This is a genomic window from Paraburkholderia gardini (assembly GCF_907164545.1).
Taxonomy (GTDB): domain Bacteria; phylum Pseudomonadota; class Gammaproteobacteria; order Burkholderiales; family Burkholderiaceae; genus Paraburkholderia; species Paraburkholderia gardini.
The window spans coordinates 74,964-89,803 of sequence record NZ_CAJQZB010000026.1; the positions used below are offsets into that span (position 1 = coordinate 74,964).

General features: G+C 61.8%; 14 protein-coding genes. 4 read left to right on the forward strand and 10 right to left on the reverse strand.

Annotated elements, in window-relative coordinates; translation table 11 throughout:
* Positions 1-47 precede the first annotated feature (47 nt).
* From LPA37_RS18420 to LPA37_RS18430, 3 genes are all read right to left on the reverse strand, one after another.
* The gene (locus tag LPA37_RS18420) at positions 48-1,466 is read right to left on the reverse strand and encodes an ATP-binding protein (protein WP_229013284.1); all 1,419 of its coding nucleotides are present in this window, start codon (positions 1,464-1,466) and stop codon (positions 48-50) included.
* Positions 1,467-1,646: 180 nt separating this feature from the next.
* Positions 1,647-2,180, reverse strand: coding sequence for an A24 family peptidase (locus LPA37_RS18425; protein WP_229013285.1), 534 nt, complete (start codon positions 2,178-2,180; stop codon positions 1,647-1,649).
* A 102-nt stretch (positions 2,181-2,282) separates the two neighbouring features.
* Positions 2,283-2,480 (reverse strand): Flp family type IVb pilin, encoded by a 198-nt coding sequence (locus LPA37_RS18430; RefSeq protein WP_229013286.1) that lies wholly within the window; start codon positions 2,478-2,480, stop codon positions 2,283-2,285.
* A 1,377-nt stretch (positions 2,481-3,857) separates the two neighbouring features.
* On the opposite strand from LPA37_RS18430, the gene LPA37_RS18435 reads away from it, so the two are divergent.
* A complete protein-coding gene (locus LPA37_RS18435) occupies positions 3,858-5,309 on the forward strand; it encodes a sigma-54-dependent transcriptional regulator (protein ID WP_228976642.1) in 1,452 nt (483 codons plus the stop codon).
* A gap of 28 nt (positions 5,310-5,337) precedes the next feature.
* Here the strand turns inward: LPA37_RS18435 and pip are convergent, their stop codons facing one another.
* Complete coding sequence (gene pip / locus LPA37_RS18440; protein WP_228976641.1) at positions 5,338-6,315, reverse strand: prolyl aminopeptidase; 978 nt, start codon at positions 6,313-6,315, stop codon at positions 5,338-5,340.
* A gap of 213 nt (positions 6,316-6,528) precedes the next feature.
* Here pip and LPA37_RS18445 point away from each other — a divergent pair, with 213 nt between their 5' ends.
* Complete coding sequence (locus tag LPA37_RS18445) at positions 6,529-7,152, forward strand: LysE family translocator (protein ID WP_229013287.1); 624 nt, start codon at positions 6,529-6,531, stop codon at positions 7,150-7,152.
* A 12-nt stretch (positions 7,153-7,164) separates the two neighbouring features.
* Here LPA37_RS18445 and LPA37_RS18450 read toward each other — a convergent pair whose 3' ends face one another.
* Positions 7,165-7,998 (reverse strand): class II glutamine amidotransferase, encoded by an 834-nt coding sequence (locus LPA37_RS18450; RefSeq protein WP_228976637.1) that lies wholly within the window; start codon positions 7,996-7,998, stop codon positions 7,165-7,167.
* Between the two features lie 79 nt (positions 7,999-8,077).
* Positions 8,078-8,749, reverse strand: a complete 672-nt coding sequence (locus LPA37_RS18455; protein ID WP_228976635.1) for a MarC family protein — start codon at positions 8,747-8,749, stop codon at positions 8,078-8,080.
* Between the two features lie 332 nt (positions 8,750-9,081).
* On the opposite strand from LPA37_RS18455, the gene LPA37_RS18460 reads away from it, so the two are divergent.
* Both LPA37_RS18460 and LPA37_RS18465 read left to right on the forward strand, forming a co-directional pair.
* Positions 9,082-9,297 (forward strand): DUF3311 domain-containing protein, encoded by a 216-nt coding sequence (locus LPA37_RS18460; RefSeq protein WP_228976633.1) that lies wholly within the window; start codon positions 9,082-9,084, stop codon positions 9,295-9,297.
* The gene (locus LPA37_RS18465) at positions 9,294-10,772 is read left to right on the forward strand and encodes a sodium:solute symporter family protein (RefSeq protein ID WP_228976631.1); all 1,479 of its coding nucleotides are present in this window, start codon (positions 9,294-9,296) and stop codon (positions 10,770-10,772) included. Before LPA37_RS18460 ends, LPA37_RS18465 begins: the two co-directional genes overlap by 4 nt.
* Positions 10,773-10,849: 77 nt before the next feature.
* Here LPA37_RS18465 and cobM read toward each other — a convergent pair whose 3' ends face one another.
* From cobM to cbiE, 4 genes are read right to left on the reverse strand one after another with little or no spacing between them, the layout of a single operon-like run.
* The gene (gene cobM / locus LPA37_RS18470; RefSeq protein ID WP_228976629.1) at positions 10,850-11,590 is read right to left on the reverse strand and encodes a precorrin-4 C(11)-methyltransferase; all 741 of its coding nucleotides are present in this window, start codon (positions 11,588-11,590) and stop codon (positions 10,850-10,852) included.
* A 49-nt stretch (positions 11,591-11,639) separates the two neighbouring features.
* Positions 11,640-12,362 (reverse strand): cobalt-precorrin-6A reductase, encoded by a 723-nt coding sequence (locus LPA37_RS18475; RefSeq protein ID WP_228976627.1) that lies wholly within the window; start codon positions 12,360-12,362, stop codon positions 11,640-11,642.
* Positions 12,359-13,450, reverse strand: coding sequence for a cobalt-precorrin-5B (C(1))-methyltransferase (locus tag LPA37_RS18480; protein ID WP_229013288.1), 1,092 nt, complete (start codon positions 13,448-13,450; stop codon positions 12,359-12,361). Before LPA37_RS18480 ends, LPA37_RS18475 begins: the two co-directional genes overlap by 4 nt.
* On the reverse strand, positions 13,451-14,659 hold the full coding sequence (gene cbiE, locus LPA37_RS18485) for a precorrin-6y C5,15-methyltransferase (decarboxylating) subunit CbiE (protein ID WP_229013289.1): 1,209 nt from the start codon (positions 14,657-14,659) through the stop codon (positions 13,451-13,453).
* Positions 14,660-14,840: the final 181 nt, after the last annotated feature.

Below are 14,840 nucleotides of genomic sequence, written 5' to 3' on the forward strand. Positions count from 1 at the left end.
TCCTGCTGCTGGCTGCCGGGTGGCGGCCTTCGGGTGAGCTGAGTTCTTCAGGCGGTCGCCAGTCTGCGGACTACTTCGTTTGCGTGGACGGGCTTTGATGCAATGCTGTCGTGTTCACCTGAACTTGCGAAATAGTTGTTCCACGCGCGACGCAGGGTTTCAGGCGTTGCAACCGGTGCTTCCTCTCGATAGCTGGCGTGGGCAACGACAAGGCCCAGCAGATCGCGCGGATAGCATGCAAGCAGCGGGCGGCGTCCCGGCAGATGGAGGTGTTGCAACAGGTAATCGAACGCACCGTCATCGGACTGCACGCCAAGTTGCGCGCACTGGCTGTCGTAAAGTTCGCGGTACTCGTGCTGATCGAGCGGACCGACGAACAGCTTGCAGCCAAGCCGGCGCAGGAACGCTTCATCGCCGAGTTGCTCTGGCGTGAGATTGCTGGAGAACGCGAGCCGCACATCGAACGGCAGCGAGAAACGCGCGCCGTTCTGCAGCGTGAGCGTTTCGCTGCCGCGTCCGAGCGGGATGATCCAGCGGTTGAGCAGATCCTGCGGCGCGACACGCTGACGGCCCAGGTCGTCGACGATATACAGGCCGTTGTTCGCTTTCATGTGGCCCGGCGCCTGATAAAAACCCGTGCCGGCGTCGTAGCGCAGCTCCAGCATGTCGAGCGTGAGTTCACCGCCGGCCATCACGACCGGACGGCGGCAACGTTGCCAGCGGCGATCCGGTAATGCGTTGATGAGTCCGTTCTCTTCCGCTTCGACTGGTTGATGGATCAGCGGATCGAAGATCTGGACGATCGAACGGTCGATCAGTAGCGCATACGGTACGTCGATGTGCCCGGGCAGCAGCTTTGCGAGACATTCGGCGATATATGTCTTGCCGCCGCCCGCCGGACCATAGAGCAGAATCGGGCGACCGGAATTCATTGCGCCGCCGACGTCGTCGATCATCGCGTCGCTGAGTTTGATATCAGCCAGCGCTGCGAGGGCAAACGAGCGCGAGATGCGCACGAGATTGACCGACTGGCTTGCGATTACTCGCGTATAGGCTTCGAGCGAAACCGGTGCCGGGCCGATGTAGGTGCATTTGGCGAGGTAGCCGATGGCGCGGACACGGCCTTCTTCGGTCAACTGGTACTGGACGTCGAAATCGGCGGCGCCGCGATGCGTGACTTCGAGCACGCGTTCACGGATCATGAAGCCGGTGACTTCGTTGAGCACGGGGATGGGCAGCTTGAGGCGCTCCACCAGATGTGCGAGGGTGATCTTGCCTTCGACGGCCGCGGCTTTGGCCGTCAGTTCCGCCAGAAAATGCAGGTCGAGCCCGGTCTGCCCGACGGAATGCGGCGCGCGGCGGGTTTCAGCTGCGCAGGTCGGCGCGGATGCGTTGACGTCGGCGTGTTCACGACGCACGGAGGTGTCTCGGGACGTAATCTCGCCCCAGTCCAGCGCATTATTCATCGTGCTTCCCCGTATATGGCCTGCATTCTTGAAGGCTCATTTCTGTCGGGTTTTACCCATGCACGCATGGGTGTGACCCGCCAGTTAGCCTGCGCCTCTCTGCGGAGACGCGGTGCTTTTGCTTTGATCCGGTCCGACTGTTTTATTGCGCTTTCCCTATTGCATCGTGACTACCGCTGGTCAGGCGGTTGTCAGCAGTACACCTATCGTGCTGATTGCGATCACTACGCCGTACGGCAATCTGCCTACTGAATGCTCTCGCAGGTTTTTACCGTACTGCGTTGCTGCTTTGATACCGCCGGGCAAGACGACGATCATCGAGAGTGCATTCGTCAGGCCTTCCTTTGTGCGCTTGCGTTTGAGGAGCGTCGCCAGTGCCCAGATAGCACCCAGCACGCATGCTATTAACCCTGCATACAGCGTGACCGCCGCGCCGCAGAACGCTCCAACTGCCGCCATCAGCTTGACGTCACCGGCGCCGACTGCGCGGATCGCGTAACCTGGCAGAAAGAACAGACCACCGACGAGGCAACCGAAAAACCATGTATGCGTGCCCTCTGCCAATCCGTGGGCAGTCCATTGCATTGGCAGCGCTACGATCAAAGCGATCGAAACCAGCCAGTTTGGAATCCGCCTCGTATTCCAGTCCCAAACGGCGGCCGTAATTACGAGCGCGAGAACACAGGGTCCAATCGGAAAGGCAATCTCATTCATCGAAGACTCCGTGTTTGGAAACGGTGCGCGCTAATTCGTCAGATGGTTTGCCGCTCTGCTCCTCGACAACTTTTCGAAGCAGAGCAGGCAAACCGTCGGGCGTTACGGCGCAGCCTTGGCGCTGTTTGTATCAACCGTGTTCAAAGCAGTCTTGAGGGTATCGAAGATATTGCTGAGACTCGTCCCCATGGCCGTCGCCCCTGCAATGATCATCACCGAGATCAACCCCGCGAGCAGGCCGTATTCAATAGCCGCTGCACCTTCTTCATCACGCAGAAATTGTTGGATCGTGCTTTTCATGCTAACCCCCGTAAGAGAAAAGTCGACTACTCGACGGTCCGCATCCATCAAGGGAAGGTGCGGAATCAAAACGCCCGGTATGGGCGAAACACTGGCCTAACCTCGCCGTTTCGACACTGCGAACAACCGGCGAATGAAGCGGACTTCATTCGTTCGTATTGCTCTTCGTGTCATCACGATCTGGCTTTGCCGCTCTTCTGCATCTGCTCGAGGCGTCTGCCACTTGCGGTGCTGAAGTTTCGTGTCGCGTTCGCAAGGTCTGGTCTCCTCCTTGCGGTCGCGACGAATCCGTTTGCCGGGCTATACGCAACGGATGTGCCATGCACGCGCAAAGCCTTATGTTTCCTGGGGACGGTGAAAATCCGATGTGTTTCGAACAGCGCGCGAATGCAGCATCGTTGCGAGTCCGTTACATGGTTTCGAGGCCAGGTGCGCCGTGGATACAGCGCCTCACGCCAGAAACAGGACGGAACGCGGCAAGCACATATCAAGCATTGGCGCGGCTTTCCAGCCAGGTCACGCCACGCCGAACGCATGCCAGGGGGAAATACTTCGTCGAGCAACGCGTATGAAAAAGCTGTCGCAAAGTTGAGATCGTTCGGGAGGTTCGAGCGAAGCGCACATTCAATTTTGAAACACGGACGTGCCTGATCCGGGTTGTATCGCGCGGCGATTAAACCATCGCCGAACCATCCCGGTACACCGTTGCACGCCGCCTCATGAGGCGCATGCAGCCTGGCTCTGCGTCACGTTTTCCAGTCCGGACGATATCTCGCGGCGCACCTTGATCCACATCCCATGCGTCCGGGTCTCACCTCGCCTGTTGCTGGTGTAGCAGTGTTGCAACGCAGCCCTGTTTCAAACTGGAATTCCCGACACACGTGTCGCTTATGACATTCAGATTTACCCATGAATTTGCGATTCAGACCTTCCCTGAACGCACGAACCCAGATCAGTTAGCGACGCTAAAAAACGACACCGCGATCACTCAATTGCCCCAAAAACCCTTGAGGCGGAATTATTTCTATGGCAATTCAAGATTGTTTGATCTATGTTCACTGTCATGCGCCAAACATAGAGCGCATTAAAAAAGCAGGCCGAGGTATTACGGGGGTATCAAGATGACGTTTAACCGTCCACACAGGCGCACGTATCGCTGCGCCGTCCAGTTCCAGCGCGCTCACATCTCGCGCCTGTTTGTCTGAATAAATAAACCCACGCGCCGCCTCAAGACGGTCGCGCGAACACATCGATCAAAACTGTGAAATCGGAATCCGCCGACTGTAGACCAGCAGTCTGAAAATGATTTCGATGCGACCCGCGCGCAAAACCGGCAGTGATTATCCGGTGCGCGTGAGTCCAGGACCGGGGGGCATCATGGATACGATCTGCACGTCAGACATCACATCGCGCGTTGCGCTGTGCGTTTTACCTTCAGGCGACGAGCGCATCGTCCGCTTCCTTGAAGAAGCGGGATGGCAGGTAGCGTACACAACGTCGATTGCCGAAGCCGAACATATTCTCGACTGCTCCGAAATTTCGGTCGGCCTCGTGGAAATACCGGAGAACTGCGCGACCCAGCATCTGCGCGCGCTCGAATCGTGTATGGAGCGCACACATACAACCTGGATCGCGGCTGTCTGGCCGGGCCAGACCGACGACGAATCGCTGCGCCGCTTCATCCTCGATTACTGTTTCGACTTCGTCACGATGCCGTGCGTCGACGAGCGCCTGACTTTCGCGCTCGGCCATGCGCACGGGCTGTCGTCGCTGCGCTCGCGCGCCGCCACGCCGCAGCAGCTGACGCTCGGGCAACACGAAATGATCGGTCAGTGCGAGGCGATGCTGCAACTCTATCGGGGCATCGACAAATGCGCGCACAACGACGCACCGGTCTTCATCGCTGGCGCGTCGGGCACCGGCAAGGAGCTGACCGCACGCGCCATTCATGAACGATCGGTGCGCGCGAACGGCGAATACGTCGCGATCAATTGCGCGGCCGTGCCGCCAACCCTCCTCCAGTCCGAACTGTTCGGCCATGAGCGTGGCGCGTTTACCGGGGCCGCGCAACGCAAGATCGGCCGTATCGAAGCAGCCCAGGGCGGCACGCTCTTTCTGGATGAAATCGGCGACATGCCGATCGAATGTCAGGCCGTGCTGCTCCGTTTTCTGCAGGAAGGCACGATCGAGCGTCTTGGCGGTACTGGATCGATCAAGGTCGACGTGCGCGTGATTTCCGCCACCCACGTGAATCTCGAAGCGGCTGTGGAAGCCGGCCGGTTCCGCGCCGACCTGTACCACCGTCTGTGTGTGCTAAAACTCAGCGAGCCGCCACTTTGCGAGCGCGGCGAAGACGTCAAGCTGCTCGCCAGCTACGCGCTCAACATGTTCCGCCGCGACAACTCGCGCAAGCTGCGCGGCTTCACTTCGGACGCGATCACGGCGATCTGCAGCTATCCGTGGCCCGGCAACGTGCGCGAGCTGTTCAACTGCGTGCGGCGCGCCGTGGTGATGGCGGAAGGTCGTTTCATCACGGCGGCGGATCTGGGTCTGCCGGTCGATCCGGAAAATTCGCGGCGCACCCTGTCGGAGATTCGTGCGGAAGCCGAGCGTGCCGCTGTCCAGCAGGCACTGCGCAGGCACGGCTATAACCTCTCCGGCGCAGCCGAGGAACTGGGCATCTCGCGCGCCACGCTGTACCGTCTGATGAACGCGGTCGGCTTGCGACCGGAGCCCGGGCAGATGCGCCTGCTCCGTGTCTCGCACGCGGCGGACAAGGCACCGGCGAACGGCGATCGCGCCCCAGTCGCTGCCGCCGAGGAGGCTTGAGCGCTCGTCCGCCTTTCATTGTTGCTTGCTACGCGGCGGGCTGTGCGCTCCCCATTTCGGTGCGGAGCCTTTTACCCGCTTCCCGCACTGCCGCTGCCACGCCGGGATCAAAGGTCCAATGCCCGGCCGCATCGACGATCAGAAGGTTCGCGCGCGGCCACGCGTCGGCCAGCGCTTTCGCCTGATCGACGGGGCACACCATGTCGAAGCGGCCATGCACGATCTGACACGGCAGGTGCGCAAAACGCGGCACGGCGGGTAGCAATGCAGGCGGTGGCAATTCGTCGGCCATATAGTGGCGCTCGAGCAGCGCCATCGCGATCGCCGCGCGCGAGGATTCCTCCTCCGTGCGTGCGTCGCTCTCTTCTGCCTGAGTGTCGTGATTCACGCGCGACAACGTCGACTCATAGTCACGCCACGCGCGCGCAAGCGCGGTACTGGCCGCGTCGAAACGCGAAAGCGGAACGCCGCTGAATTCGAGCACCTCGCGTGCGCAGGCAGGTCTTCGGCCGGCTGCCTGTTCGATCGCATCGAGAAAGCTCGCATGCACATCGGGATACACGCGACGGACGTCCCACAGAAACCAGTCGGTATCCTCGCCGCGCGCGAGATAGATGCCGCGCAGCAGAAACCCAAGACAACGCGATGGATGCGCCGCCGCGTACGCCAGCGCAAGCGTCGTGCCCCACGATCCGCCGAATACAGCCCATTGCCCGATGCCCAGGTGTTCGCGCAACGCTTCGATATCACCGACGAGATCCGCAAGACCATTGTTGCGCAGCTCGCCAAACGGGGTCGACTTGCCACACCCGCGCTGGTCGAAAAGGACGATGCGCCACTGCTGCGCATCGAGCAGACCGGCCCATTGCGGATTCATCGCGCCACCGGGGCCGCCGTGCAGGATCACGATGGCAGGTGCCTGCGCGTTACCCTGGCTTCGCCAGTAGATCGTGTGTCCATCGCCTACGTCGAGCATGCCGTCTTCAAAGCGTTCTTCCATTTCCATTTTTGACGCGGTTCCCGTGTTGAATGGCGTTTAACGGTTGCAGATTAGTTCATTTCACAGGCAAGCGCTTCGCGGTCGACCCGGACGGCTATCGCGTCGAAGTGGTGTGCTATACATAAGGATCGACGGGCGAACGGTCTGACCGGGTTCAGACGGATATGGCGCGGCCGCTTCGCCACAAGACAAACAGGAATTTCTGGTTCTGGAGCATTCATGACTGGTGCGGGTCTCTTTCTTACTGCCGCGGGCGTCGGACTCGCGGTCGCAGCGCCCGTCGGTCCGATGGGCATGTTGTGCATCCGTCGCACGCTGACCGAAGGGCCGCGCGCCGGACTGGCAATCGGTTTCGGCATCGCCAGCGGCGACGCGCTCTATGGTCTCGTCGCCGCACTGGGCATGGTCAGCATCTCGCAGTTCATGCTCGCATATGACCGGCCGCTGCATCTGATCGCGGGGCTCTTCCTGCTCTACATCGGCGTACGCACGTTCATGCAGAAACCGGTTGCCGAAACGGCACGTCCCGGCGCGGCGCCCTCCGACGGTGCCGCGCGCGCCTGTGCCAGCTCGCTGCTCCTCACCTTGACGAACCCGCAGACAATCATCATGTTCGCCGCCCTCTTCGCAACGCTTGCGCCGCGCGGACCGTTTTCGATGAGCGTCGCGCTGACGACCGTTTCCGGCGTATTCTGCGGATCGGTTGCGTGGTGGTGCTTTCTGGTCGCGGCGGTTTCGGGCGCGCGCCACGCGCTCGGTACGCGGATGCGCCATCTGATCGACCGCATGGCAGGACTCGCGCTTGCCGCGTTCGGCGTGGCCGAAATCCGGCGCGCGGTGTGAGCGGCGCCTCTCTCAGGGCAGCGCCGGCGTGAACGGATACTGCTCGATGTTCGGGCCTTTCGTGATGATGGCCACGCTCTCGGGGATTTCTTCCCAGGCACCCGGCAGATCGACAAGCGGTTCCGACAGTACGAGATACGCGTCGTCGCCGGCCGCCTTGATACGGGCGTCGTCAGGATACAACTCCCGTAGATGGCGAAACGACGTACTGTGAAAAAGCGAGCGCGATTCACGCTCGCTCGAATAGCGGACGGCCACGATCTGCTCGCCATCGGTCGCACAGACCGTCATGTTCAGCGGATGCTCGACGCCATGCCGGCGCCCTGCTTCCTCGACGACCGCCGCCATCCGTTCCAGCGCCGGAATGGGCGCCAGTTCCAGTCCGAACGTGAGCGCCAGAAAGAACATCACTTCCGAATCGGTCGACCCTTCCACTGAAGCAAACAGATCCGGATCGATCGCCATCATCAGATCTCGCCTGACACTGGGGTAATTGCGGATCAGGCCGTTGTGCATGAAGAGCCAGCGTCCATAGCGAAACGGATGGCAATTGGTTTCCTGCGCGGGTGTATCGGTGGCCGCGCGAATGTGCGCCATGAAGAGCGGCGCCTTTACCGCCCGCGCCGCCTCGCGAAGATTGCGGTCGCTCCATGCGGGCTGCACGCATCGATAGCGAAACGGAATGTCGGTGGGATGTCCGTACCAGCCGATGCCAAAGCCGTCGCCATTCGTGGTCGTGTGTCCCATGCGCGAATGCAGGCTCTGGTCGATCAGCGAATGCTCGGCGCGAAACAGCACTGTCTCGAGCTGGATGGGGTTACCTGTATAAGCGAGCCAGCGGCACATAATCGATCTCCTGTCCCATGCAAATTGCTTGCTGTAAAACTGTGCACTGACATCGGCACGCTTATGGAATCCTTAACGCCTACGGCGTCACGCGCAGCTGGGCAATAGGCGTCAGAAATTCACCGAAGCCCGTCAACATGATCTGCACGCCGATGCACAGCAGCAGAAAGGAAGAAACACGCATCGCGACCTTGGTTCCATCGTTGCCCAGGTAGCGGGCAAACAACGTGGCGCGGCTATACGTCAGGTAGATCGCAATGCCGATCAATGCCGTGATCGCAAGCGACGCAATCGCCGACAGAACAAAATCAGTGAGCTTGTGGCTGCGATTCGCAGTCAGCGCGATTGCCGTGGCAAGCGAACCCGGTCCGGTGGTTAGCGGCATCGTCAGCGGAAAGAACGCCTTGGACATTGCATTGTCGCCGTCCACATTGCGCACCGCCGAAGCACCGGGACGCACGTCCGGCGCATTAAGCATCTGCCAGCCGCTCACGGCTACCGCCAGCCCGCCGCCAATGCGCAAGGCCTGTATCGAGATGCCGAAGAAATGAAGCACGGGCGTGCCCAGAAAAAACGCGACGAGGAGCACGATGCTGGCGTTGATGGCCACTTTCCTCGCCAGCGTCGCACGCTCTTCGTTGCTGAGCGATTCCGTGCGATCCAGAAACACAAACGCGACGCCGATCGGATTAATGATGCTGATTAATCCGGTAAAGCCAAACAGAATGTCCGAGATCAGGCTCTCTACCATGGGTGCGCTTCGCATCGAACGGCTAACCCAACGTCCGCATCGGCATCGCTGGGTAGCGTGTTGTTATATGACCGGCCGCGACCGGGATCACGCCATATCCGTGTGCCGGGCTGGCGGTGTCATGGCGCCTCTGCAACCGATGATACTGGAGCGCAAGCCGGAATGGACGGCTTGCTCGATGCAAGATACTCCGCTTCGTTCTATTATTACAATTACCATTCAGTTTTTTTGAAGGTCTTTACGGCGAGGATAGACCAGGCATAAAGTCCATGCGACAACACGCCTGAAAACAGAATCCACCGGACGTATCCACCGCGTTGAGGAGCTGTCTTATGCTGTTTCGCCTGCTGGCCGCCTTGCCGTTCATCGGCATCCTGCTTGGAATTCCCTTCGTCAACCGCGTCGAACCGCTCGTGCTGGGCATGCCATTCGTGCTTGCCTGGATCGTGTTCTGGGTCGTGGCGGGCGCCGTGATCATGGGGATCATCTATCGTTTCGATCCAGTCAACCGCCAGGTCGCCGACGATACCGCGGAGGTGCAGTCATGAACAGCGCACTGATCCTGATTGCCGCCGTCACGCTTTTCGCGCTGTATCTGGGCGTGCGCGCGCGACACGGGCACGACATGAATCTCGAACAGTGGACCGTAGGCGGCCGCAGCTTCGGCACCGGGTTCGTGTTCCTGCTGATGGCTGGCGAAATCTACACGACGTTCACGTTTCTTGGCGGCAGCGGTTTCGCTTACGGTAAGGGCGCGCCGGTCTATTACATCCTCGCGTACGGCACGCTCGCGTACATCCTGTCGTACTGGCTCCTGCCGCCCATCTGGCGCTACGCCAAGGCGCAACGCCTCGTTTCGCAATCGCACTTCTTTGCCCGCAAATACGACAGCCCGGCGCTTGGTGTGCTGGTGGCGCTAGTGGGCGTCGCCGCGCTGATTCCGTATCTGGTGCTCCAGCTGAAGGGACTGGGCATCATCGTTGCGACCGCATCGTATGGCGCGATTTCGTCGACTGCGGCGATCTGGATCGGCGCCGTGGTCGTGACGGCTTACGTGATGGTGTCGGGTGTTCGCGGCTCGGCATGGAACTCGGTCGTGAAGGATGTGCTGATTCTCGCGATCGTGCTGTTCCTCGGTATCTATCTGCCGATCCACCATTACGGCGGACTGAGCGAAATGTTCCGCGACATCGATGCCGCGCGCCCAGGCTTCCTGACGCTCCCGGCAAAGGGCTCCAGCGTGACGTGGTTCCAGTCCACGGTTCTGTTGACGGCGCTCGGCTTCTTCATGTGGCCGCACACGTTCGGCTCGATCTATACCGCACGCGATGAACGGATTTTCCGGCGCAATGCAATGGTTCTGCCACTCTATCAGCTGATCCTGCTGTTCGTGTTCTTCGTCGGTTTTGCTGCGGTGCTGAAGGTGCCGGGCCTTAAGGGCGGCGATATCGACCTGTCGCTGTTCCGCCTGTCGATCCAGACGTTCGACCCGTGGTTTGTCGGCGTGATCGGCGCAGCGGGTGTCCTGACGGCGCTCGTGCCGGGTTCGATGATACTCACAAGTGCATCGACGCTGCTCGCGAACGACGTCTATCGCGGTGGACTGCAACGTAACGCGTCCGATGCGGCCGTCGGCAAGCTGGCGCGCCTGCTCGTGCCGGTGGTCGCGCTCGTCGCGGTCGGCTTTACGCTGCACGGCGGAGACACGATTGTCGCGCTGCTCCTGATGGGTTACAACTTCGTCACACAGCTGTTCCCGGCGCTGGTGTGCAGTCTTGCCAGACGTAATCGCGCGACGAAACAGGGTGCGTTTTGCGGGATTCTCGCGGGCGTCCTCGTGGTTGCACTCACAACGACCCTGCACACGAGCGTTGCGCAGTTGTTCCCATTCCTGCCCGACAGTCTGAAAGACGTGAATATCGGCTTTCTGGCGCTTGCCGTGAACGTGATCGTGCTGGCGATCGTGAGCGCGGTGACGCACCCGCGTGCGTCAGTTGAGCCGTCGCACGTGCGGCAGCATTAAGGCATTAAGGCTTCTGAACGGCTGACCGCGGCTTCCTGTTTCGACAGGGAAGCCGCGGTCGGGCCACTCCAGCGTGCTTAAACGACTGGCCGCCGCGCTTTGGCGTAAAGCGACGAATCGCTGAACGCCACCGCATCGAGCACGCGCCCGACAAGAATCAGCGCGGTCCGCTCGATCTGCGTACCCTGCACTTTCCCGCAAATATCGCCGAGCGTTCCGACAACGCGTTCCTCATCGGGCCAGCTCGCCCGATAAACGACCGCGACCGGACAATCCGCGCCATAGTGCGGCACCAGTTCGTCGACGATGGCTGCGAGATGCCGCACGCCAAGATGAATCGCCATTGTCGCGCGATGGCGTGCGAGATCGCCGAGTGCCTCGCCTTCAGGCATGCTGGTCTTGCGTGCGTAGCGCGTCAGGATCAAGGTCTGCGATACGTCGGGCAACGTGAGTTCGACGCCAAGCGTCGCCGCGCACGCGGCGGTGGCCGTCACACCGGGCACGATTTCACAGGGAATGTTCAACGCGCGCAACCGGCGGATCTGCTCGCCGATTGCGCCAAAGAGCGAAGGATCGCCCGAGTGCACGCGGGCAACATCCTGCCCCTTTGCGTGCGCGTCCGCGAGCAACGCGACGATTTCGTCAAGGTTCAGATCCGCCGTATTCACGACGCGTTCAGCCACGTTGCCCGCAAGCATCGCCTCCGGAACCAGCGAACCCGCGTAAAGAATCACCGGGCAGCGATGCACGAGCTTTAGCCCTTTCACGGTGATCAGTTCCGGATCGCCCGGCCCTGCGCCAATAAAAAATACGGTCATCCACGACTCCATCATTCCATTTGCACGAAAGACGTCGATACGTCTTTCGCTAAAGCATTTCTTTTAGCGCAGCAAGCAGTTGCGCGGGCGAATCGAATTCGCGATCGGCACGGCCAGGCGCCGGGCGGCGCACCATCACGACCGGCAAGCCAAGCTCGCGCGCCACGTCGAGTTTCGCCTCTGTCGCCTTGCCGCCGCTGTTCTTGCTGACCACGACATCGATCCGGTGCTCGCCAAACAGTGCGCGCTCGCCCTCTACGCTAAACGGCCCCCGCGCGTCCATCACACGCGAACGTTCGGTACCGGGTTGCGCGTCGAGGCACCGCACGATCCAGAACTGATGCGCCGGAATCTCATGCAGATGCGCAAGCGGTTCGCGTCCAAGCGTAAACAGTGGCTGCGAAAACGGCGCTAACGCCAGGACGATGCCCGCCCAGTCGTCGACCATGCGCCAGTCGTCGCCGGCCTGCGGCTGCCACGGCGCGCGGCGCACGGCCCAGCACGGCACGCCTTGCACACGGGTCGCCGCTGCTGCGTTCGCACTGATCCGCGCTGCGTAAGGGTGCGTTGCATCGACAAGCAGTCCGATTTCCTCGTCACGCAGATAGCGCGCGAGCCCCTCAGCACCGCCAAAGCCGCCGACGCGCACCCTGCAGGCAAGGTCCGCCGGCACCTTGCCAAGTCCGGCAAGACTATAGACGTCATGCGGGCCCAGTTGCCGCGCGACCTGCATCGCGTCGCCGGTGCCGCCCAGCAGCAGGACGCGCGTCATTGCGCGACGCCCACGATATTTCCCTGCCGGTCGATTGCGAACATCTCGATTTTCACTTTTGCTGGCACGATATCGCGCGCGATGCTCAAGGCATGAGCACAGACGATATCGCCAAGCGGTACACCATGATCGCGTGCAATCGCCAGTGCCTGCTGGCTGGTATTCGACGCGCGAACCGCCTGAACCAGACCGGCATCGGCGCCCCGCTCCGCGGCCCAGCCCGCGAGCCGGTCGAGGTCGATACTCGAATGGCTGCTGTGCAGATCGAGGTGGCCCGACGCGAGTTTGCTCAGTTTGCCGAATCCGCCGCACACACTTAAGCGTTCGACTGGCGCACGACGCAAATGCTTGAACACGGCGCCCACGAAATCGCCCATTTCGATCAGTGCGATATCCGGCAATGCGTAATGCGCGCGCATCGCGTCTTCACTCGCATTACCGGTGCATGCGGCGATATGTTGATAGCCGTTGGCGCGGGCAACGTCGATGCCCTGATGAATCGACGCGATATACGCGGAACACGAAAACGGCCGGACGATACCCGTCGTCCCGAGGATCGACAACCCACCGAGAATGCCAAGCCGCGGGTTCATCGTCTTTAGCGCCAGTGCCTCGCCGCCTTCGACGCCGATCGTGACGTCGAAGCCACCCGCATAGCCGTGTTCCGCGGCGAGATCGGTGAGATGCCGGGTCATCATCTGGCGCGGCACGGGATTGATCGCCGGCTCGCCAACCGCCAGCGTCAGTCCCGCGCGCGTGACCGTACCGACGCCCGGGCCCGCGAAGAAACGCACACCTGGTTGCGCACGCAACATGACGCGTGCGAACACGACTGCGCCATGCGTCACATCGGGATCGTCGCCTGCGTCCTTGATCGTGCCGGCTTCCGCGCCGCCGTCGTCCGTCAGGCGGCAAAACACGAGCGGCATCGGTACATGCTGCCCCTTCGGCAATACGATTTCCGCAACGTCGCCCGCCACACCCGCGAGCAGCAGACGCGCCGCGGCAAGCGAAGTCGCCGTGGCGCAGCTGCCGGTCGTGTAGCCGCTGCGCAGCGGCGCGGGCTGTTCGGGGGTTTCGTCGCGCATTTACGGTTTGCGGCTTTCAAGTAGCGTGATGGGCAGCGCCTGGCGCCAGGTGTCGAAGCCGCCCAGCGGCTGTGCCTGCGCGACGCTGATGCGCGTCAGCGTACCGCCATGCTGTTCGCGCCACGCGACAAGCGTCGCTTCGCTTTGCACGGTGACGGCGTTCGCCACGAGCCTGCCGCCGCTGCGCAGGCGCGTCCAGCAGGTGTCGAGGACGCCCGGCGCCGTGACGCCGCCGCCGATGAAAATGGCATCGGGCACGGCGAGTCCTTCAAGCGCGTCCGGCGCCCTGCCCGCCACGATCTGCAGACCCGGCACGCCGAGCGCATCGCGGTTGTGCTCGACGAAACGTTGTCGTTCACGATGTGCCTCGATGGCGATCGCGCGGCACGATGGATGCGCACGCATCCATTCGATGCCGATCGATCCGCAGCCGGCGCCCACGTCCCAGAGCAATTCGCCAGGCTCAGGCGCGAGACGCGCTAGCGTGACGGCGCGCACGTCACGCTTCGTCAACTGGCCGTCGTGCTGCCAGACTTCGTCGGGCAAACCTGGCGTAAGCGGCAGCGCACACACGGCTTCCCCCGCCCGACATTCGATTGCGACCAGGTTGAGCGCGGCGACTTCGTTCTGGTTCCACGCGTCGGCGCGCGCATCGATCCGGCGTTCCGACGCACCGCCAAGATGTTCAAGCACGATCATCCGGCTCGGACCGAAGCCGCGTGCGTTTAGCAGCGCGGCAACCGTGCCGGGCGTGCGGCCATCGCCGCACAGTACAAAGAGTCGCGTATCGCGATGCAGATACGCGTTGAGCGCGGCAAGCGGCCTTCCGACCAGCGAGACCATCATGACATCCTGCAGGGGCCAGCCGAGTCGCGCCGCGGCGAGCGAAAGCGATGAAGGCGCGGGCAGCACGCGCATTTCGTCGGTGGATAGCTGACGGGCGAGCGTTGCGCCGACGCCGAACAGCATCGGGTCGCCACTCGCGAGCACACAGACCGGTGCATCATCGTCGCGATGCGCGAGCACCTGCGTCACATCGAACGGACGCGGCCACGGTTCGCGACGCGCGCGCAGACGCGGCGGCAGCATCGCGAGATGACGCTCGCCGCCAAAGACCACCGATGCGTCCAGCAGCGCGCGCCGCGCCGGCCTTCCCAGACCGGCAAAACCGTCGTCGCCCATTCCCACCACGGTCAGCCATGCTGGCATGCACCCATCCCCATTCCTGTGTTCTGTCGACCAGAGTTGGCGCTTTAGCGCCTTACTCTGGTCCCATGCAACTTGTTGCGGTCGACCAGAGTTGGTGCTTTAGCGCCTTACTCTGGTCCCATGCAACTTGTTGCGGTCGACCAGAGTTGGCGCTTTAGTGCCTTACTCTGGTCCCATGCAA